Source organism: Vibrio sp. NH-UV-68, from assembly GCF_042940635.1.
Classification (GTDB): domain Bacteria; phylum Pseudomonadota; class Gammaproteobacteria; order Enterobacterales; family Vibrionaceae; genus Vibrio; species Vibrio pacinii.
On record NZ_CP134975.1, the window covers coordinates 207880 to 230326 of the forward strand.

Here is a 22447-nt window from a genome sequence, read left to right on the forward strand (position 1 = left end):
AACGAATTGAGCAAGTGTCCGTTTAAAACGATCGGGTCCCCTGACCCTAACGTCGTAAAAATCCCTATGGCTATAACTTTCAGGCACAGGCGCGGATTCGACAATTAGACTTTAGGATGAGAACGAATAATCTGCTTATAAATGAAGGATCTATGTTTAAAATTGAGAGTTAGATCTAAGGATAGCTTAGCGGGTATAGGGCAGATTTAGGCTAGGGAGATCACCTTTTGTCAGACGAACGAACACCAGCGCCGCGGCAATGGCGTCTTGCAAGGCGTCGTGTTTGTCTTGCAGCGGTAAGTCTAAGTGGCGGCAAATGGCGTCCAAACTGAGGTCGAAATAGGCGTTGGGTAGATGCTGTTCAAGCTTATCATGATAGATTTGGCTCACCTCAATCAGAGGGTTTGGCAGTGGGAAACCAAGCTGCTTTCGACACGCCAGATCAAGGATCTTTTTGTCATAGCGAATGTGGTAGCCGACCAATGGCCTTTTGCCGATAAACTCAAGCAGTTGGAGCAACGCTTGTTTTTCATCAATACCATCGGCTAAGTCTTGATGGCGAATCTTATGGATTTTCACTGAGCCAGAATCGAGCGATTGTGGTGCCCGTAAGCGCACCTCAAATGGAGCACTGGTTATGATTCGGTTGTCGATGATTTTGGTAGCCGCAATCGTGACTAACTCGGCTCGGTTGGGGTCGAGACTGGTGGTCTCGCAATCGAGTGACACAAATTCACCCTTCATGACAGAGTCAAACAAAGACTGATAGGGCGAGCCCTTGAGTTTGTAAAACCAATACCGGCGCTGAAGCCAATTCATCGTAAACCCTTAATCTCGTATTTGATAATGGTAGCCCAAGAACTGCTTGAACTTTTTAATTACGTGCAGAGCGTGACGGAGCAAGTCACGCTCGGTGCGATCGATCTGCTTAATATCAATACGGTTGTGGCTGTGTTGATGGGTCAATTGCTGATTTAAGCGCAACTTAAATAACAGTTTTAATGCCTCACTGAGGTTGTCTGCCGTTTCGGGTTCAAGGATTTTTCTGTTGCGCAGTGCTTCAATCCGCTCAAAGGTGTTTTTCTCTTCAATGCCATACTCAAGGGCTAAGGTGCGAATACCATGGACGATAGGGAAGATGCCACCACTTTTGACATCAAGGCCATCTTTGTCTTTTTTAACATTGCCAAACAGTGTTAACGGTAACGCAAATTGAAGCGCCGGACGCGAAAAGTCTTGCAGCGCTAACATGTTGTTTAACATGATTTGTTTAAGGTGTTGGCCAATGGGCTCAAGTAACGCTTTGTTGCCCGCTACCGCGTGAGCATCGGTAAAAATCGCCAAGTCCATGACATGCTCGGCTGAGGTCGGTTTTGACCAGTGACTGATGGTCTTTTTCCAGTCACGCTGGTTTTTGACCCATTTAGGGTTGTTGACCATCACGTTGCCGGGACACAGAGGGTAACCGAGCTGCTGCAACGTGTGAGTCAGTTGATCCATCACTGCCGCACATTGATGCCACTCAAAACCATCTTTAAGGATTAAGGCATTGTCTTGATCGGTTTTGAGGATTTGTTCCCCGCGGCCTTCAGAGCCTAAAACGATCAAGCAGCAGTGATCGTGAAGGGCTGGGGGAACAATCAGCTCAAAGGCTTTTTCGATGATCTGTTCATTAACGGCTGAAATCAGCTCCATTATAAAGCGGGTACGAATGCCGTTATTGAGTAGGCTTTCAACTAACTGGCGCTGACGATTGGAAGCCAATGCCAGCTCTTCGATGCTACTGGCGCGAGCAATACTTAAGGTCAGTACATGTGAGTGAGTTGAAAAGGCGCTTAAAATCTGTGTCATATCGAGCATGCCGACGGCTTCTTTGCCATCGGAGACCATCACGCGCTTCATGCGCTGGCGCGTCATCTTAATCATGGCATTAAAGAGAAATTCGCCGTTTTCGACGTGCACTACGGGAAAAGTGGCGATCTTGCCGACCGGAGTATCGAGTGGATGGTCATCGAGCATCACCGCGTGCAGCATATTGGTGCGAGTAATAATACCGTAAGGCAGCGCGTGTTGGTTGTCGATAAGCCTGATGTCACTGTCGTTGAGCTTGACCAATGCTGAGTCAAGGCCGTTGTCTTTGAGTGTTTGCGTTACTTGGTTAAGTGGTTGATCCGGCGAGAAAATCATCGGCGGATGATAAATCTCTTTATCCACTTTGGTTAAAATGAATTCGGCCAGGTTTTGCTGCTGCTGCGCAGTTTCGATCAGGGCTTGCCTACGAGCGAGGTTGTTGTCGAAGTAAGCGGCAAATTGGCCATTGTCATGATACAACTCAAGAAATACCGACTTAGGTAGCAGATAAGAGAGGGTATCTTCAAGCGCGATATAGCGGTGTTTGATGGTGTCATCTAACAACGAACGCACATCAAACAGATCGTCATTGGCGTAGTGGGCAAAAATCTCTTTATTATCTTCCGAACGCTCCTCGACGGCACCTTTGATCAAAATATGCAGGTGTTGGCTCTCAGCGCCCGGCTTTAGAAGAGTCTCACTGGTGCGAAAATAAGCGACATCCAATGATCCTCTCAATTTCTTTTGTTGCGATACATTGAGACGATCAAATGGAGGGGAGTGCATATTAAATTTTTCTGGCATAGCGAACCCACAATGCAAACTCTGTATCTATTCAGTGTGCCGCATTTGACGCGTTGTGCCAGACGACTTTGGTCGAACTGCTGCTGTTGATTGACAATAAGGAAACGCATTGGTGCGAATTGTTCCCTTTTAAATTCAAACCAAGCCAACGATAATACCGTCGCCCCACATTTTTGTTTCAAGAGGTCATCATGTTTACCCCTTCCCCTTACGGTTGGATTTCACAGTATTTTGTCGGTTTCTTTTTTGCCTATGGTGTCTATTTGCCATTTTGGGCGTTGTGGTTTGAAGAGCAGGGGGTATCGGCAACGGATATCGGCTTGTTAATTGGTATTGGCTTTGCCACGCGCTGTCTTGCCAATATGCTCCTGACGCCACGCATTCATAAAGTCGAACACTTGATGCCAGCATTGCGTTGGTTGAGTTTCGCCTCGATTTTGTTTATCGGTTTTCACTTTTTCACCGGGGGAAGCTTCTGGTTAATGGCGTTGGCGACCGTATTGTTTAACTTGTGCTGTGGTCCGGCCGTGCCATTGTCTGACTCGATGGCAAACTATTATGCGCGTATTAACATGCTCGATTATGGTCGTACTCGCTTATGGGGGTCGGTTGCGTTTATTGCGGGTTCAACGGTCGTGGGCTTTTTAGTGGCTCAATATGGCAGTGACATGATTTTGTATACCGCGTTGGCCGGGGTGGTGTTTGCGCTGTTGTTTTCATTGCGCAGTATCAACCCAATGCCTGTGACAACCAGTGAAGAAAACACCGAACGACCAAAATTGACCGAGTTACTTCGCGAGTTGCCAGTGATCAAATTCCTGATCTTGGCCGCTCTGATTCAGGGAAGCCACGCTGCCTATTACAGTTTTAGTTCTATCTATTGGAAAGAGGCGGGTTATTCAGAAGATATTATTGGTTACTTGTGGAGTTTAGGGGTTGTCGCCGAAGTGGCCGTGTTTGCGCTGAGCAAGCGTTTGTTCTCGGGATGGAGCTTGCGCGCGCTGTTCATGGTTGCATCGATTGGCGTCATTGTCCGTTGGGGGCTTACGGCATCAACCACTGTGTTACTGGCCTTGGTGCTTATCCAATTGTTACACGGGGTGACGTTTGCCATGGCTCATATTGCGGCTATCCAGTACATCCAGCATTCCGAGCAACGTAAGATGGTGGCTCTGCAAGCACTATACAATGCCATTCCTTTGGGGGCTTTTATTGCCCTAATGACTACCTTAAGTGGTTGGGGCTATGAGAATTGGGGAGCGAATGTGTTTTGGGTCATGGCGGCGATGGGGGGGTTAGCGTTATTTATTCGTTTAGATCCTCAGCCACATAATGTTAAGCAAGCGCTTAAAGCGGAGCCTAATGCACAGAATTAACCCTATCTGATTGAGTTGACTGCGTATCCTTAGTTAAATAAACCCTCTCCCGACTGGAGAGGGTTTGTTTTTTATTGCGATCCATGAACTCAAAATAAGATAAGGATATCTGATGCAGGGTTGGCTGGTGATCACCGTATCGCTGTTGTATCTCGGTTTATTGTTCGTTATTGCTTGGTACGGCGATAGACGCCCTTCGTGGCTAGCTAGTTGGCGCCCTTGGGTATACAGCTTATCAATCGCGGTTTACTGTACCTCATGGACCTTTTACGGCACGGTAGGGCAAGCAAGTAGTAACCCTTGGTCGTTCCTTCCTATCTATATCGCGCCAATTTTAGTCTTTACTTTGGGTTGGCGAGTTCTTGCGCGGTTAATTCTGACGGCGAAACGTGAACACATTACCTCGATTGCGGATTTTATTGCAGCTCGCTATGGTAAATCACAAGGTTTGGCCGTTGCGGTAACCTTGATTGCGGTGGCGGGCATCTTGCCCTACATTGCTTTGCAACTGCGCGGCATTACCATGGGGCTCGAGATCATCGCGCCTGATTTATCGGTCCAATTTAAAAGTTTGGGCTTTGATGTGTCTTGGTTTGTGGTGCTCGCTTTAGCCATGTTCACCATGTTATTTGGTACTCGACACATCGACAACACCGAGCACCATCGTGGAATGATGATGGCGATTGCGTTTGAATCGATCATTAAGCTGGTGGCGTTTCTGGTTGTTGGTGTGTTTATCCTCTTTCTGGCGTTAAAGCGCAGTGATGTCGAATTGCTTGAGGTGGCGCGTCAAACCTATCAAGCGCCCAACTTTCCGACCTTATTGATTCATACCGTACTGACCATGCTTGCGATAGTCTGTCTGCCGCGTCAGTTCCATACCATGGTGGTCGAAAACGAACGTGCACAAGATTTACACACCGCGCGTTGGCTATTTCCTGTCTATCTGATTTTGATGGGGCTGTTTGTGTTGCCGATTGCTTGGGTGGGGCAGGCACTATTAACCGATGTTAGTCCGGATACCTATGTGATCAGCTTGCCGATGGCGGTCGGCGCATCAGATATTGCTCTGCTCGCGTTTTTGGGCGGCACATCAGCCGCCAGTGGCATGGTGATCGTGTCGACCATTGCGTTGGCGATCATGGTCTCCAATGACTTGGTGATGCCGCTCTTATTGCGTCGTATGCGCTTATCGCAACGCACTCATCGTCATTTCTCTGGGTTATTACTCGTCATTCGCCGTGGCTTAATTCTGCTACTGCTCCTTGGCGCTTGGGGCTTTTATCAAGTGTTAGGAAGTATTCACTCACTGTCAGCGATAGGCTTTCTCTCGTTTGCGGCGATCACGCAATTCGCACCAGCGTTGCTCGGCGGTATGTATTGGCGCCAAGGCAATCGTAAAGGGGTTTATGTCGGTTTAGCGGTCGGCTTTACCTTGTGGCTGATCACCTTGATGAGTCAAACCGACATGTTGGCTGGCAGTGCAGAAAACAATTTTCTTCTGTGGATGATTACGCCACCTGAGTGGCTGCAAGCGCTGGAAGTCAAAAATTCCGACTGGGGCATTGTGCTGAGTGTTGCGCTCAACAGTTTGTGTTATGTGGTGGTCTCAATGCTTACGCGCGCTAGCCTTAGTGAGCGCTTACAGTCGGCCTCCTTCATTGGTACTCCCTTGCCTGAAAGTGAAAATATGAGCTTGTATCAAAGCCGTGTCACAGTCGGTGAGTTAGAAATGTTGGCGTCGCGTTTTGTTGGTCGCCAGCGAGTACGCAGCGCATTTCGTCAGTATTGGCAACAGCAACGTGAAACCTTAATGCCCAACCAGCAAGCGCCATCAACCCTGATTCGCCATACTGAAAGGGTCTTGGCTGGGGTATTTGGTGCTTCATCGGCTAAGTTAGTCCTTACTTCGGCTTTGCAAGGTCGTAATATGCAGCTTGAAGAGGTCGCGACCATTGTCGATGAAGCGTCGGAGCTGTATGACTTTAGCCGTGGCTTACTGCAAGGGGCGATTGAACATATTGGCCAAGGCATTGCGGTGGTCGATAAGCAATTACGTTTGGTGGCTTGGAATCAGCGCTATTTAGAGTTATTTACTTTTCCGGCTGGATTGATTCAGGTAGGCAGGCCGATTGCGGATGTGATTCGACACAATGCCGTGCAGGGCTTATGTGGCCCAGGTGACCCAGAAGAGCATGTACGTCGCCGGGTATATCATCTTGAGCAAGGGTCGCGGCATACGTCTTCTCGCGTACGACCTGATGGCCGAGTGATTGAGGTGCAAGGTAATCCGATGCCGGGCGGCGGGTTTGTCATGAGCTTTACCGATATCACGGTCTTCCGAGATGCAGAGCAGGCACTCAAAGAGGCGAACGAAACCCTTGAAGAGCGAGTGACAGCGCGAACTCAAGAACTTGAGCAGTTGAACAAAAAACTCGTTGCGGCGACTCAGCGCTCTGAACATGAATCTCAATCCAAATCACGCTTTTTGGCAGCGGTGAGTCACGACTTGATGCAGCCGCTCAATGCTGCGCGGCTGTTCGCCTCTTCTCTGTCTGAAGTGGCGAAAGATCCAGAGACAAAGCAGTTGTCGCAATATATCGAAAGTGCTTTGGGCGCGGCGGAAGACTTGATTGGTGATCTGCTCGATATCTCGCGTTTAGAGTCGGGTAAGTTAGACGTTCAGGTGCACAGTTTTGCGATTAACGATGTTCTGGCTAACCTCAATGCGGAGTTTGGTGCACTGGCTAAGCAGCAAGGGGTTGAGTTCTCGATGATACCGAGTCACTTGATTGTTCAGTCTGATCCGAAGTTATTACGTCGGGTAGTGCAAAACTTCCTGACTAATGCGTTTCGCTACAACCCTAAAGGGAAAGTGGTACTCGGTGTGCGCCGTATTGGTGGTCAAGCTCGCATTGATGTATGGGACAACGGTGTTGGTATTGATGAGGATAAACAACAAGAAATTTTTGAGGAATTCAATCGCGGCAGTCAAGTTCGTTCAGACCAAGGCTTAGGGTTAGGGTTAGCCATTTCGAAAGGGATCGCCCATGTATTAGGTCATCAGATCACCATGCGTTCATGGCCCGGTAAAGGCAGCGTTTTTTCCATTACTTTAGCGCGCGGTGAAAAAGTGATTGAGCCGATAACGCTGGCACCGATCGTCAACCATTCTGATATTAGCCATCTCAAAGTGCTTTGTGTCGATAACGAGCAAGACATCTTAGTAGGGATGGAGAATCTGCTTGGGCGTTGGGGATGTGATGTTCGTACCGCGGTCGATTTGGTTTCAAGCTTACAACAGATAGAGACCGACTGGGTTCCGGATGTGATTTTGTCTGACTACCGATTAGACCACGGCCGAACGGGGTTAGAAGTGCTGCAGCAATGCCGTCTACGTTTAGGCGCCCGCTTTATCGGCGTCATTATCAGCGCTGATCGTACCGATGATATGTTGGATGGGATTAAGTCAAATGGGTTTAGCTTTATTGCTAAGCCAGTTAAGCCACTTAAGTTAAGAGCGGTGTTGAATCGGGTCTAGCAATGGACTTTGCTGTTCGAAATGGCGGTATTGTCATTGTTGATTAAGAGGTTGACGTAAAAACGTCAACCTTGCAAAAATCACTCGCAACTTGTTACTCGGTAAACAACGTTTCATATCTAACAAACGGGGTTTGGGTCTCGCCATAGTAGAGCGCGCCGTCGGCTTGAATGGCTACGCGCAGCCAGCTCTCTTCAGAGGCAGAGGTTGGCAATGAAATGAACCATTTTTTGCCACTGCTATCGGTTGCTTGCATATCAAGCGGTTGCGCGATTTGTTCTTGTTGTGCCACCAGAGACAGTTTGACCCCTTCTAACGGAAAAGCGGACTTCAGTGATAAGTCTAAGCTTTGTGCGGTTACCTTTTCTGAGCGAAATTGCACTTTAAACTCTCCGTTATTCATATCACACAAGCCACTGGTATAACGACAGTTAGACTTGGCCGCTAGTTTATAGCTTTTTCCCTCTTGTGCGGCATGTGGCTTCTCACTCAGTGCCACATCCGTGCCGAAGTAGGCAATGATCGATAGGATAGGTGCGATAAGTAACGCGATGATTAAGTGCTTATTTTTGAACATCTTGGCTTCCTTGCTACAACAGACTTTGATTACGGTAACTGAAAACAGAGAATAAAAAAGCCCCGAACGGGGCTTTTGTGTGTTGAGTATTATTATTAGTGGTCGACGGCTTCACTAGCACCAGCAGGTACACGGACATGTTCAACCAAATCTTTCACTTCTTGTGGTGTCTCAGCCGTTACTTTTGATACTGCGAATGCCACGATGAAGTTAAACAGTGCACCAATAGCGCCAAATGCATTTGGTTCGATGCCTAGGAACCAGTTGCTGCCCCAGCTTTCTAGGTATTTCCAATCGGCAATAAACAGAATGCCTTTGTGTTGGAATACGTAGAATAGTGTGATGGTAATACCAGCGATCATACCGGCGATAGCGCCTTCCTTGTTGATGTTTTTACTGAAGATACCCATCATCAACGCAGGGAAGATAGAGGATGCCGCCAGACCGAACGCCAGAGCAACCGTACCTGCGGCAAAGCCTGGCGGATTGAGTCCGAGATAACCAGCCACTGCAATCGCCACACCCATCGAGATCCGACTCGCCAGTAGTTCTTTCTTCTCTGAGATGTTTGGATTGATGACGCCTTTTATCAAGTCATGGGATATCGCCGATGAGATAGCCAGCAACAGACCCGCTGCGGTAGAAAGCGCTGCGGCTAGACCACCCGCTGCAACCAGTGCAATCACCCAGTTTGGTAGCTTGGCGATTTCTGGGTTAGCCAGTACCATGATGTCACGGTCCACTTTGAGCTCATTGGTTGCCGCATTTGATGTGTACTGGATATTGCCATCGCCGTTCTTATCATCAAAACCTAGCAGACCGGTTTTTTCCCAGTTCTTGAACCAGTCAGGACGTTCATCATACGCAAGGTGTTGGCCTGGCGCAGGGTTAACCGTATCCATTAGGTTTAGACGTGCCATTGCAGAAACGGCAGGGGCTGTTGTGTACAAAATCGCGATGAAGAACAGTGCCCAACCTGCAGAAGTACGCGCATCACGTACTTTTGGTACGGTGAAGAAGCGGATAATTACGTGTGGGAGGCCTGCCGTACCGATCATCAGAGACATAGTATAAACAAACATGTTTAACGTATCGCCACGGACTTGGGTGGTGTACTCGGTAAAGCCGAGTTCGGTGACCACCTGGTCGAGCCTGTCGAGCAAGTAGACATCGGTTCCGGCCATGGTACTCCCAAGGCCAATTTGCGGAATTGGGTTACCTGTCAGTTGCAGAGAGATAAAAATTGCTGGAATAGTGTAAGCAAGAATGAGTACGCAATATTGCGCTATCTGCGTGTAGGTAATCCCTTTCATGCCGCCCATTACTGCGTACATGAAGACGATACACATACCGATCAAGAGACCCGTTGAGTAGTCCACTTCAAGGAAACGACCGAAGGCAACACCTACGCCTTTCATCTGACCGATAACGTAAGTGACCGAGGCGATGATAAGACAAATAACTGCCACGATACGTGCAGCGTTTGAGTAAAAACGCTCACCGACAAACTCAGGTACGGTAAATTTACCAAACTTGCGTAAGTACGGTGCAAGTAGCAGTGCAAGGAGTACGTAACCGCCAGTCCAGCCCATAAGGAAGACACTGCCGCCGTAACCCATAAAGGCGATCAAGCCTGCCATAGAAATAAATGATGCCGCAGACATCCAGTCTGCCGCCGTGGCCATACCATTCGCGATCGGGTGGACCCCGCCGCCTGCTACGTAGAATTCTTTCGTTGATCCGGCACGCGCCCAAATCGCAATACCGATGTAAAGGACAAAGGTGGCACCTACAACAAGATAAGTGATTGTTTTCAAATCCATCTGAACTACTCCTTACTCGTCCACATTAAATTCGCGATCTAACTGACGCATCTTCCACGCGTAGTAGAAAATAATACCTAGGAAGGTGTAGATAGAGCCTTGTTGTGCAAACCAGAAGCCTAACTTGTAACCGCCTATTTGAATTTGGTTAAGCTGATCGACAAATAAAATGCCGCAGCCAAATGAAACGACAAACCAGATGATTAACAGTGAAATCATCAGCTTTACGTTCTTATCCCAGTAGGCCTTGGCTCGTTCCTGACTATCAAACGCCATTGCCGTCTCCTTACGTGTTTGTTGTTAATAAAATGTTTCAATGTCTACATTAGCAAGGGTTGGGCAAGAACTCTTTTCAACTTTAGTCGCGAGCATGAAAACAAAAAGCGTCCGTATAACGGACGCTTAGTGAGTAAATGATAAAAAACTGTGATGTTAACGGTCTGTTAAATTAGCCTAAAGTCTAACGTTTCATTACTGAGTGGGTGGTTTTTTATTAACCAAGATAGAAATCTTTGATCCCCATCAGCAAATTATTCACTGCAACCGCAGCAAGTATCAGGCCCATTACGCGGCTGATGATGGCGGCGCCAACATTACCAATCCATTTTTGGATATGAGTGGCTCCGAGCAGCAGCAATAGGGTAATCACTAATACCAACACCATCACACCCGCGGTTAGGCTCTGGTCGAACAATGAATAACGATGGTTGTCGGTCAGCATTACGATCGCCATCATCGCACCTGGTGAGGCAATCGAGGGAATCGCCAATGGGTAAACGGCCAAGTCTGCCAGATCGGAATGGCTGATATCGATAGAGAGTTTCGTCTCTTGCTCTGGCTTGGATTCACCGAAAATCATCGTCAAAGCAAACAGCAGTAATACTAAGCCACCGGCGGCTTGAAAAGCGGGTAAGGGAATTTGCATCGCTTCAAGCAATAACTGACCAGCGACAAGGAAAAATAACAGCACGCCAGTCGCAATGGCGACCGCTTTAAGTGCAACTAACCGGCGTTGTTTGGCGGTTAAATGTTGTGTTTGTGACAGATAGACAGGAACAGAGCCGATTGGGTCAATGACGGCCCATAAAACAACGAATTGAGTGATTAAGATGCTGAGCAAGGGGGTACTCCCAGAGTAATGGAACAGAGGGATAGCGCAGTGGTGAACTGACTTGTTCAGTGTAGCAGTAAACGGGTGGTTCTATGTGATGATTAGGTGAATTATATTTCAGATTCAAGCTGTTGAAGTAAAATGACGGCTTGAGTGCGGTTTTTTACACCTAACTTGCGGAATATTGCCGTCATATGGGCCTTTATTGTTGCTTCAGATACATTTAGTTCGTAAGCAATTTGCTTATTAAGCAAGCCATCAGAGAGCATTCCTAAGACTTTGTACTGCTGTGGCGTTAAAGTGGCAATTTTAGTCGCTAAATCATTGCAAGCTGCATGGTTAGTGATCGAGCCTTCAGGGAAGAAAGGTTCGCCATTGAGCACTTGATTGAGCGCACTGACCAGCTCGCGCATATCACTCGACTTAGGAATAAAACCAAACGCACCATGGCTTTTTACTTGAGTGACGACCGTTGATTCTTCACTGGCTGAGACCACGACAATCGGCAAGTCAGGGTATTCAGCTCGCAGATGAATTAAGCCAGACATGCCATTCGCCCCTGGCATTTTCAGATCAAGCAGCAGCAAGTCAGGCTCGTCCTCTTTTTTCAACAGTGTCAGCAGTGCGTCTAGAGAGTCGGCTTCTAACAAGTTCGCACCACTGACCGCCATATGCACCGATTGAAATAGAGCATTGCGAAACAGCGGGTGATCATCTGCGATGATGATGGTGTAGGTCGAATCCATGACGTTAACTACTTATGAAGGTTTGGTTAATAGAATTATTATCAGCTTTACGATTGTGGACAATAATTATTCGCTAAAAGTCTGAACTGTATCGGGTTTTATTAGCAATATTGCATATAAATACATATTGAGCATGAAATGAAGTGATCAGGGTGAGTAGAGAGTGAGTGGGTCTGGGAGGCCAGCTCAGCGCCACAGTCAGTGACCATGGCGCGAGTTTAGTGTTATTGAGCCAACTGAGTATTACAGATTGTGGTCGTTTAGGTGCGCTAAGAAGGTCGCGGCGTCCATAAAGCCAGTGATGCGCCCGTTCACGACTCGTGAGCCATCTGGCGCCCAAAATTCAATGGTAGGTAAACCGAGCACCTGCATTTCTTTAAGTAGAGCAATATCTTCCACTTGGTTGCGCGTGACATCGGCTTGGAGCAAGACAAAGTCCTTGAGCCTGAATTCGACGTCTGGCTGGTGGAAGGTGTATTTTTCAAACTCTTTACACGCTACACACCAGTCGGCATAGAAATCGAGCATCACCGGCTTACCAGCTTGCTTAGCGTTAGCGAGTTGCTGTTTCAGTTGTTCCACATTACTGACTTTAATGAACTCAATTTTGCTTTGTGATTGGCCAGTTGGCGGCGAAAAATAGTAGTGCAGCGCAGGTTGCGCCGACGCGAATAATCCCAGTACGGCAATAATACCAATCACGCTTTGCTTCCAACCGCCAAATGGCAGTGAGTTTTTGACATGATACAGCCAGCCAAATGCCGCAATACCAAGCGCTGACCATAAACCGGTAGCCCAAAGGCTTGGCAAGATACGCTCAAGAAGGAAGATGGGCGCAGCTAGGAGAATAAAGCCAAACAGCGTTTTCACGCGATCCATCCAATTGCCCGCTTTAGGCAGCAGTTTATTACCAAATACGGCCACCAACATCAGTGGTATACCCATACCCAATGCCAGAGCGTACAAGGCGATGGCCCCCGTAAGGAGATCGCCGCTTTGTGCGACGTAGAGCAGCGCGCCTGACAGGGGAGCGGTGGTGCATGGCGAGCAAACTAGGCCTGATATCGCCCCCATAGCAAACACGCCCAACGAACTGCCGCCTCGCTGTTTATTACTGAGGTTACTGAGCCAAGTCTGCAGACTGCTCGGTAGCTGAATGGTATACAAGCCAAACATTGACAGTGCGAGTGCGACAAACAGTACACTTAAGCCTATCAAAACATAAGGGTGTTGCATGGCGGCTTGAAATTGCAGCCCTGCCGACGCAACCACCAAACCCAGTAGTGTGTAGGTTAACGCCATACCTTGTACATAAACAAAGGCTAGGCCAAGTGCGCGGCCATGGCTGAGCTTTCCTCGGCCTAAGACAATACTGGTTAAAATCGGGTACATCGGTAGCACGCACGGAGTAAACGCAAGGCCAATGCCTAATGCTAAAAACAGCAGTGGCGTCCACCAACTATCACTCAGTTTAGAAGCAAGGTTTGCTTCGCTCGATTGCGGTGACGATGTTGATGGCGCTGGTGTTTGGACAACTGGCGCTGCTTGCGCCGTTTGTTTGCTCGTCAGCTGAGTTGAGTCGGCAAACTCAAAGCGAGTAATGTCGACCACACGCGTCTCTGGTGGATAGCAAAATCCTGCCTTGGCACACCCTTGGTATTGGACGATTAACCGAGCGCCTTGCTGATAATCGCTCAATGGCACTTCAATAAACAACGGCGTGGTGTAGATGTTGACCTCGCCGAAAAATTCGTCCTTGTATGGCTGACCATCGCGCATCTGGATATCGCCAAGGGTGACATTTTCACCGCTCACGGAAATACGATGTTGATAGAGGTAGTAGCCGTCTTTTACTTGCCAATCGAGAAATACGCGATTGCCTTGTTGTAAGGCGTTAAAGCGAAACGCATCATCGACAGCAACGAAGGTATTGTTGTTATTGGCAAAACTTGGTGTTGAATTGCTATTATCAAACAACGCCATCGCGGGCGCAGAGAGAAAGCTAAAACACAACAGAAGTAAGGAGAAGGCGAAGCGCATAGAACCGTCACAAGAGTTAAATTTGAGTCATGTTAACTCAATCAGACAGGGGAAAGGGCAAATTAGTTTCAACTTAGGCGAAGAAAGTTCACCTAGAGTTTCGCTATCTCTGAGGCGCCATCTCCAAATCGGTATCGAGATGGCGCATGAGCTGCGGTCAAGCAACGCCTAAACGGGCTCGAACGACACGTTCGCAAGCATCGATGTTGTCGGTATCTTTTGGGATGACGAGCACAGTGTCATTGCCGCCCACGGTGCCGAGAATCTCAGTATGAGGATCGATATCGACCAAGCGAGCAACCAGTTGGGCGCTGCCAGGGTGCGTTTTTACTACCACCATCGCTTGATTGTGGGTAATAAATTCGATTTGTGACGAGATCGAAGAGCCGACTCGCACCGGGGCGGTTTCAACCGTAATGCAGTAGACTTTTTTGCCGCACGCGTTTTGTACCTTAATCACTCCCAGCTGCGAGAGCAATCTAGATACGGTGGACTGACTAATGCCTTCAAAACCAATATTGACCAAGGCTTCGCGTAGCTCGTTCTGAGTGCTAAAGCTCTGTTGTTGCAGTAGACGTTTACAGGCCGCTGTGAGTGTTTTGTCTTCACTATAATCAACGGTGGTTGCGTTTAGAGTTTCACTCATTGGAACTCCTCAATAAAACATGACGTAGGATGATTCGTCCATGTAACTATCAGCACATAACTCCATATAAATGCTGTGGGATTTTGAGCGCTTGTACCAATCTAAACGTGTATTGACAGGGTCTAATTGGTATCACTTCTGCGGTGATTTTTAAGTCTTCGCATAATAACACCAAATCTTATGTGGCTTTGTGAAAGCGATCGCCAAATAAACAACTAGTTATCTATTGTTTTGTTAGATATAAATGCTGGGTGAAAGTGGATATTTATTCCGCAATAAGAATAAATATCCAGTCATGAATTGCAGGTTTAGGAGGGACGCAAGCGCTTGTGGGCTAGCGCGCTTCGGTCATGATTTCGCGTGAGAATACTTTTTCACAGTAGTGGCATTTTAGCTGCACATTGTCCTGCTTTTGCTGCACCTTAAATTTGCTTTCTACCGGTTCGCCATGAGAAATACAGTTGCTGTTCGGGCATTCGAATACGCTGGCAATCGTTTCTGGGAGTGCAAGATTAAGCTTGTTGACTACCTTGTACTCTTCAATCTGATTGACCGTCGCTTTGGGTGCATACAGTGCCAATTGATTGGCTTGTTCTTTGGTCAGGTAGACATTTTCAATCTTGATCAAATCTTTGCCGCCAAGCGCGGAAGATGGCAGATTAAGACCAATTGTGATGCGCTCATTGGTTTTGTGCATTTTGAACAGTTTAAGCACTTTAATTCCAATATTGGCAGGAATATGGTCGATAACAGAGCCGTTACGAATCGCTTCTACTTGAAGTTGAGTTTGTTTCACCATGATGATTCTCCTGCTAATTAAAGTGTGTCATTAAGGACAAGGGCGAGTAGTGCTTCACGTGCGTAGACGCCATTTTCCGCTTGCTCGAAGTAGTAAGCGTGCTTGGTTTTATCAACATCGGTGGTGATTTCATCGACACGAGGAAGTGGGTGAAGCACCTTGAGGTTGTCACGCGCTTCGCTCAGTGTTGCCGCCGTTAAGATGAACGCTGACTTGATATGGGCATATTCTGACTCGTCAAAGCGCTCTTTCTGTACGCGTGTCATGTAAAGAACATCCAATTCAGGAACGACTTCTTCGATGTTACTGTGCATGCTGAACGCAATACCTGCCTCTTCTAACTCTTCGCAGATGTAGTCTGGCATCGCGAGGGCTTCTGGGGCGATAAAGAAGAAACGCACATTGTTGAATTTTGCTAGCGCTTGAGTGAGTGAGTGCACAGTGCGGCCATATTTCAGATCACCCACGAAGGCGACGTTGAGGTTGTCGAGTGTGCCTTGAGTCTCGTAGATCGAGAACAGATCGAGCAGCGTTTGAGTTGGGTGCTGGTTTGCACCGTCTCCACCGTTGACAATCGGTACGCCATTTGAGAATTCAGAAGCCAAGCGCGCCGCGCCTTCTTGTGGGTGGCGCATCACGAATGCATCTACGTACGAAGCGATCACTTGAACCGAATCGGCCAGCGTTTCGCCTTTTTTCGCTAGGGATGTGTTGCCGCCGTTATCAAACCCAATCACTGTGCCGCCCAAACGCTGTACTGCGGTCTCGAAAGAGAGGCGAGTACGGGTCGACGGTTCGAAGAAGCAGCTGGCAACAACCTTATTTTTCAGTAGCTCCGGATTCGGCTCTGCTTTTAAGCGTGCAGAAGTGTCAACAATAAGCTCAAGCTCTTCACGGCTGAGCTCTGGGATAGAGATAATGTGCTTGTTAAATAACGAATGCGCCATAGCTGTATTCCTCGTCGTAAATGACAGACAAAAAAAAGCCCCCTAAAAATAGGAGGCTAGTAAAGGATCGGTGGAGAAAAATGAAACAGCGAACGTCCCTGATTTAGGGCGCGTTAGGTAACAACGATAGGTTGCTAATGGCTGCGACATTGATGTACTCCTAGACAAATTGCCGAGGATTATACGGACAAAAATCACCAACGCAAGCGTTTGCGGAAACTATCCATGAATTGGATTTTTATGCGATTTTAGCTGATTTTAGCTATGACTTTTCAACCGTTGTCAGATCTTGCTTCGGAGCGTTTGGGGGATGGATTTGGCTTTTAAGTGATGAAAAAAAATGCGGGCTTTATTCAGTACGTTTTTGTACGTCGCTGAACGCCACCCGCATTTCCCTGCAAAAATACTCATCGATGGTCACTTATTGTGCTGGCAATCGAGAGTAATCTTGTTGGCCATTTCCTGTTTGGCAAATGGCCATGAAGACTCGATAATTTAGTCGCCTAGTGTCGCGACCATCACGGCTTTGATGGTGTGCATGCGGTTTTCTGCTTCATCGAATACGATAGAGTGCTTAGATTCAACCACTTCATCGGTTACCTCAACGCCATCTTTAAGTTGCGGGTAATCTGCCGCAAGCTGTTTGCCTACCGTGGTATCTTCGCCGTGGAAAGCAGGCAAGCAGTGCATGAATTTCACATCTGGGTTGCCCGTGGCCTTGATCATGTCCATGTTGACTTGGTAAGGCATCATCAGATTGATACGCTCAGCCCATGCTTCTTTCGCTTCGCCCATTGATACCCATACGTCAGTGTAGAGGTAATCACAGCCTTGAACCCCTTCTTGTACGTCTTCAGTTAGGGTGATTTTAGCCCCAGTTTCAGCGGCGATATCACGACATTGTGCCACTAATGCTTCTTCTGGCCAGAACGCTTTAGGTGCGACAAGGCGGATGTCCATGCCCATTTTCGCAGCGCCTACCATCAAGGAGTTACCCATGTTGTTGCGCGCATCACCTAAGTAAGCAAACTTGATTTCGTGTAGTTGTTTGCCGCGGCCGTGTTCGGTCATGGTTAGGAAGTCCGCGAGGATTTGAGTTGGGTGGAATTCGTCGGTTAGACCGTTCCACACTGGCACACCAGCGTAGGCGCCGAGCTCTTCTACGATCTCTTGACCGAAACCGCGGTATTCGATGCCATCGTACATGCGGCCAAGCACACGTGCTGTATCTTTCATTGACTCTTTGTGACCGATTTGAGAACCCGATGGGCCTAAGTAAGAGACTTGAGCGCCTTGGTCAAAAGCCGCAACTTCAAATGCACAACGTGTACGAGTAGAGGTCTTCTCGAAAATTAGCGCAATGTTTTTGCCTTTTAGACGAGGTTGTTCATAGCCGTTGTATTTTGCTTTTTTCAGTTCCGCTGAAAGATCCAACATGTGTTGAATTTCACGTGGAGTAAAGTCTAGTAGTTTTAGGAAGTTACGGTTACGTAGATTAAAAGCCATGGTGTTTTCCTTTTTATCGTTTGGCGCTTTCTTGGTTGCAGGGAAAAGAAAATAAGAAAGCGCTGTTAAATTGAATGATTGGTATTGCTTAACGTTGTCATTAACCTTTAGTGATGTTGGTACCCGCTGTGCCTTGCAGAATACGCAGACCATCTTGCAAAGAGCCGATACCGACAACTTTGCCGCCTTGCTTGATAAACTCGCAGGACGCTTCAATTTTTGGTCCCATAGAGCCTGCATCGAACTGGTACTGCGCCAGTTCGCTTGGCGTTGTGCTGCGCAGGGCGTGCTGTGTTGGCTTGCCCCAATCAAGGTAAACCGCGTCTGCGTCAGTGAGGATTAGCAGAGCATCAGCATCGAGCTGTTTGGCGAGGAATGCAGCCGACATGTCTTTGTCGATCACCGCTTCAACACCCACCAGTTTGCCGTTTTCGCGTTTCACCGGAATACCACCGCCGCCAGTACAGATAACAAGGTGGCCGGCATCAATTAATTTAGTGATCGCATCGTGTTCGATGATGCCCGTTGGCTGTGGGCTTGGGACCACGCGGCGGAAGTGTTTGCCGTCTGGCTTGATTGTCCAGTGGTACTTTTCTGCCAACTCGCGAGCTTCCGCTTCTTCGTAAATAGGACCAATGGGTTTGGTTGGGTCTGCAAACGCGGGATCATTAGGATCGACGGTCATTTGCGTCAACATGCAAGTCGCGTTGACGTTTGGCATCTGGTTTTTAAACTCTTGCATCAGCATGTAACCGATCATGCCTTGTGTTTCGCTGCCAAGGACATCAAGCGGGTATGGCGCGACTTTCTTGTATTCCAAACCTTGCAGGGCAAGCAAACCTACTTGTGGACCATTACCGTGTACCAGTACCACGTTGTATTCTTTCGCGATTTCAGAAATCGTTTTGACGGCGACTTCGATGTTTTGGCGTTGTACTTCAGCTTCAAGTGGCTCACCACGGCGAAGCAAAGCGTTACCACCTAGTGCGACAACTACAGTTTGTTTAGTCATTGTTTGAATCTCTCTACAGGGGCTGGAGCGGGCACTATGGTCGCTCCAGCCTAATAAGTACTTAATTAGATACCATCACGTTCGATTGGGCAGCTCATGCAGCGAGCGCCGCCGCGACCGCGACCTAGCTCATCACCTGGGATAGGAAGTACTGTGATGCCTGCTTTGTCGTATTTTTCGTTGGTGTAAGTGTTGCCCTCGTAGCCGACAACCACACCTGGTTTGACGGTGAGAACGTTGTTTGCATCGTTCCACTGCTCGCGTTCTGCGTTGAAGTTGTCACCGCCAGTGGTGATGAGGTTTAGCTTGTCGACGCCGAGTGCTTTTTCAATCGCAGTCACGAAGTAGCCTTCTTCTTTGACGTTGACTGCGCCAGATTGATCGCCAGTTAGGCTCCAGCATTTAACATCTTTACGCACTACTTCAGGGTATACAGAGAAAGTATCTTCACGCATGTGCGTCATTACTGTGTCTAAGTGCATGCAAGAGCGGTGTTTCGGTAGCTCCATGGCAATCACTTGTTTGGCTTGACCATGTTTGAATAGACCTGATGCCAAGTGCTCAACGCCTTGTGCCGTTGTACGCTCAGACATACCGATAAGAACCGCGCCTTTACCAATAACCAGTACGTCACCGCCTTCGATGGTTGAGTTGTCGTAGTTCACTTGCTCGTTGTCACCGAAGTACTTAATGAAGTCTTGGCCAGCAAAGCTTGGGTGCCAGCGGTAGATAGCGCGAACATGGTTGGTTTCACGTTGACGAGCCGCTTTTGCCATTGGGTTGATAGAAACCCCACCGTAAACCCAGCATGAGGTATCACGTGTAAATAGGTGATTTGGTAGTGGTTCAATGATGAAGTCGGTTGGAGCGTGTAAACCTTGCATCATAGAAGAAGATTTCATTGGCATTTCAGCGTATGAAAGACCGCCAGTAAGGATTTTAGCCAGCTCTAGGTTAGGTAAGTCACCTAGGTAACAACGCACATCGTTAGCGAACGTTTTGCCCAAACGGTAATCAGAGACTTGCTGGTTAAGTAGCCAATCTTTGGCTTCGGCGACGGCGAGCGTGTCTGCCAACAAGTCAGTTAATAGTAAGACTTCGACACCTTGGTCGCGCAGAGTTTGAGTGAATACGTCGTGCTCCTCGCCTGCACGTTCAACTGCCAATACGTCATCAAATAGCAGATCGTGACAGTTAGATGGGGTTAGGTGAGTCAGAGCTCGTCTAGGACGGTGTACCAGAACGCGACGTAATTGACCGATTTCAGAACCTACGTATAACTTACTCATGATCGTATCTCTCTTATTTTATAATCAGTTTTATTTTTTTAAAAAAAACTAATATTTAATTTGTAGGGAATATAAGCGTGAATTTATTTATTCACTTATTTTGTGTCTGAAATTCATATTACGCTTGTTGGTGAGGGAATCTTAGAGGTCAATCACAGAACGTTTTTTAAGCCTCAGCCCTTGCTGTGTAAGGGTTTTAACAATATCTATGCAGTTGTTATTTTACTGTAAAACCCCTAATTAGCCGTTTGTTGTGGAAGTTTATGCAGCGAAATATGCATTGGCCTAGTTAAATAATAAAACGAAGGAAGAATATTCAATAAAAAAGCACTAACAATAGACTTAATAAAATGAAAATATGCACTCAAACTCCCTAGATAATTGATTTTTATGGGCGAATTAATCGTTTGGTAACAAAACAATTGGTAATAATTGTTGTCTAGGTCACATATTAATATTTGTCGGTATTAAATGTTTTAAAGTGCGTTGATTAATATAATTCATTAGAAAAGATAGTTTTTCTAATTAGAATGGGGGCTGAGTTATTTATCGACATTGTAAAACGTTATTTTGTTGACAGAATACGCCCTTAAAAAGACACAATAATCTCGCATCTCGCATCTCGCATCTCGCATCTCGCATCTCGCATCTCGCATCTCGCATCTCGCATCTCGCATCTCGCATCTCGCATCTTGATGCATTAAACACAAAAAAGCCGCACTAGGCGGCTTTGAGAGGGCTCACTTCCTGTGAGCTAGGGTTAGGAAAAGAATCGCTTTAGAGAAGTGCACCAACGCTAAGCATTGCAACACAGAACAGCGTTAAAATAGCCAGTAACGGTGCGACCCATTTGACCCAACGTACGTAAGGAACGCGGGCGATAGCCAAGCCACCCATCACGACAGCGGACGTCGGGGTGATCAAATTCACTAGCCCAGATGCAGATTGGTACGCTGTGACGACTAAGTCACGACCAACGCCAGCAAAGTCCGCGAGGGGAGCCATGATTGGCATTGTCAGTACCGCTAGGCCTGAACTTGAAGGAACAAGGAACGATAACAGTACTTCTAAGAAGAACATCACATTGATGAACACCACCGACGATAAACCAGTAACCATTTGCTCTGCTGAGAACAAGATAGTGTCGGTAATCATGCCGCGATCCATTACCACGACGATACCACGCGCGATACCAATGATCAGTGCTACCCCCAATAGGTCGCGAGCGCCATCAATAAAGCTGTTGGTAAAGTCTTCTTCGCTCATTCGAGCGACTAAACCTATGATGATGGTTGACGCGAGGAACATGGCTGAAATTTCTGCCATCCACCAGCCAGCAACCGATACACCGTAAATCATCACAGCGAAAGAGGCGCCAAATATACTCAGGATCAGTTTGCGTGTTGCGGTGAACTCAAGACGTTCGCCAGTTTGGTTGCCCAAGAAGTGCGCTTTGTTCTCTTCGTACTTGTCGTAAACCACCGATTTAGATTGATCTTGACGAACCATGCGGGCATAGCGCATGACGTAAGCGACACAGATAACCCAGCCAATCAGAAGGGCAATCACACGCAGTACGATACCATCGGTGAAAGGGATACCTGCTGCGTTAGCCGCAATGACGGTTGCAAATGGGTTGATGGTTGAGCCCAGAGTACCAATCCCTGCGCCAAGTAACACGGTTGCTGCCGCGACCAGAGGGTCAAATCGAGCCGCCATCATCACAGGCACTAATAAGGTGTAGAAAGGGAGGGACTCTTCCGCCATACCATAAACGGTACCACCGGCGGCAAACAACGCCATTAGAATCGGGATCATCAACTCTTCACGACCTTTGAGTCGATCCGTGACACGTTCGATACCAGCATCGATAGCGCCGGTTTTCGTCACTAGGCCAAGGAAGCCACCGATAATCAAAATGAACAGTGAAACGTCAATAGCTGCGGCTTCGTAGCTATTGTGGTCATAGAAACCATCGATGGGGGCGAGCAGAACATCGATAACACCTTGAGGGTTGCCATCAACAGGTTGGTAGGTTCCGGTTACAGGAACTTCACGGCCTAGATCTTCGTTCATCACACGGTCATATTGACCTGCGGGAACAATCCAAGTCAGCATTGCGACTAGCGCAATCAGAACAAAAAGAATGGTGTAGGCTGAAGGGAACTTAAAGTTGGCAAAGAAGCCGCCTTTTTTCTCTTCGGTCGTTACAGTTTGAGTTGTCATAGCGATCTCCTTACTTTTATCTATATACCAATAAATAAAAGTGAATCAGCGACTAATAGTTATAAAATAAATAACTCGTTGTAGAGTAAGTTATTGGTATTAGGGATTAATTGTTGGGGTTTTAATCACCCTTTGACTCTATTTTAAAAGTAA

17 protein-coding genes are annotated in these 22447 nt (G+C 47.5%); 2 read left to right on the plus strand and 15 right to left on the minus strand.

The features are described 5' to 3' along the window. Positions 1-186: 186 nt before the first annotated feature. The gene (locus ViNHUV68_RS00960; protein ID WP_038175093.1) at positions 187-819 is read right to left on the minus strand and encodes a 3'-5' exonuclease; all 633 of its coding nucleotides are present in this window, start codon (positions 817-819) and stop codon (positions 187-189) included. Between the two features lie 9 nt (positions 820-828). Further along, on the minus strand, positions 829-2655 hold the full coding sequence (locus ViNHUV68_RS00965) for a DUF294 nucleotidyltransferase-like domain-containing protein (protein ID WP_391088937.1): 1827 nt from the start codon (positions 2653-2655) through the stop codon (positions 829-831). A 191-nt stretch (positions 2656-2846) separates the two neighbouring features. Between ViNHUV68_RS00965 and ViNHUV68_RS00970 the strand changes: the two genes are divergently transcribed. Next, complete coding sequence (locus tag ViNHUV68_RS00970; RefSeq protein WP_038175096.1) at positions 2847-4031, plus strand: 3-phenylpropionate MFS transporter; 1185 nt, start codon at positions 2847-2849, stop codon at positions 4029-4031. A gap of 112 nt (positions 4032-4143) precedes the next feature. Continuing rightward, a complete protein-coding gene (locus tag ViNHUV68_RS00975; RefSeq protein ID WP_391088939.1) occupies positions 4144-7572 on the plus strand; it encodes a PAS-domain containing protein in 3429 nt (1142 codons plus the stop codon). Positions 7573-7666: 94 nt separating this feature from the next. Here the strand turns inward: ViNHUV68_RS00975 and ViNHUV68_RS00980 are convergent, their stop codons facing one another. The 13 genes from ViNHUV68_RS00980 to ViNHUV68_RS01040 form a co-directional block, all read right to left on the minus strand. Next, entirely contained in the window at positions 7667-8149 is a 483-nt protein-coding gene (locus ViNHUV68_RS00980) for a hypothetical protein (protein WP_038175099.1), read from the minus strand. Between the two features lie 95 nt (positions 8150-8244). Next, positions 8245-9972 carry a sodium:solute symporter family protein gene (locus ViNHUV68_RS00985; RefSeq protein WP_038175100.1) on the minus strand — a complete coding sequence of 576 codons (1728 nt, stop codon included), beginning with the start codon at positions 9970-9972 and terminating at the stop codon, positions 8245-8247. 12 nt (positions 9973-9984) lie between these two features. Continuing rightward, positions 9985-10248, minus strand: coding sequence for a DUF4212 domain-containing protein (locus ViNHUV68_RS00990; protein WP_038175101.1), 264 nt, complete (start codon positions 10246-10248; stop codon positions 9985-9987). A 217-nt stretch (positions 10249-10465) separates the two neighbouring features. Continuing rightward, positions 10466-11092 carry a MarC family protein gene (locus ViNHUV68_RS00995; RefSeq protein ID WP_038175103.1) on the minus strand — a complete coding sequence of 209 codons (627 nt, stop codon included), beginning with the start codon at positions 11090-11092 and terminating at the stop codon, positions 10466-10468. Between the two features lie 101 nt (positions 11093-11193). Continuing rightward, positions 11194-11829, minus strand: a complete 636-nt coding sequence (locus ViNHUV68_RS01000) for a response regulator transcription factor (protein WP_038175105.1) — start codon at positions 11827-11829, stop codon at positions 11194-11196. Between the two features lie 243 nt (positions 11830-12072). After that, entirely contained in the window at positions 12073-13869 is a 1797-nt protein-coding gene (locus tag ViNHUV68_RS01005; RefSeq protein ID WP_391088942.1) for a protein-disulfide reductase DsbD, read from the minus strand. Between the two features lie 157 nt (positions 13870-14026). After that, positions 14027-14515, minus strand: coding sequence for an arginine repressor (locus ViNHUV68_RS01010; protein ID WP_038175109.1), 489 nt, complete (start codon positions 14513-14515; stop codon positions 14027-14029). A 334-nt stretch (positions 14516-14849) separates the two neighbouring features. Further along, positions 14850-15314: an aspartate carbamoyltransferase regulatory subunit gene (gene pyrI, locus ViNHUV68_RS01015; RefSeq protein WP_038175110.1), complete on the minus strand. Its 465-nt coding sequence runs from the start codon at positions 15312-15314 to the stop codon at positions 14850-14852. 17 nt (positions 15315-15331) lie between these two features. After that, positions 15332-16261, minus strand: a complete 930-nt coding sequence (pyrB, locus tag ViNHUV68_RS01020) for an aspartate carbamoyltransferase (RefSeq protein ID WP_038175112.1) — start codon at positions 16259-16261, stop codon at positions 15332-15334. A gap of 495 nt (positions 16262-16756) precedes the next feature. Further along, the gene (locus tag ViNHUV68_RS01025; RefSeq protein WP_038175113.1) at positions 16757-17767 is read right to left on the minus strand and encodes an ornithine carbamoyltransferase; all 1011 of its coding nucleotides are present in this window, start codon (positions 17765-17767) and stop codon (positions 16757-16759) included. A gap of 100 nt (positions 17768-17867) precedes the next feature. Continuing rightward, positions 17868-18779 carry a carbamate kinase gene (gene arcC, locus ViNHUV68_RS01030; protein ID WP_038175114.1) on the minus strand — a complete coding sequence of 304 codons (912 nt, stop codon included), beginning with the start codon at positions 18777-18779 and terminating at the stop codon, positions 17868-17870. Between the two features lie 65 nt (positions 18780-18844). Beyond that, a complete protein-coding gene (gene arcA / locus ViNHUV68_RS01035; protein ID WP_038175115.1) occupies positions 18845-20068 on the minus strand; it encodes an arginine deiminase in 1224 nt (407 codons plus the stop codon). A gap of 777 nt (positions 20069-20845) precedes the next feature. Beyond that, complete coding sequence (locus tag ViNHUV68_RS01040; RefSeq protein WP_038175116.1) at positions 20846-22294, minus strand: YfcC family protein; 1449 nt, start codon at positions 22292-22294, stop codon at positions 20846-20848. Between the last annotated feature and the right edge of the window lie 153 nt (positions 22295-22447).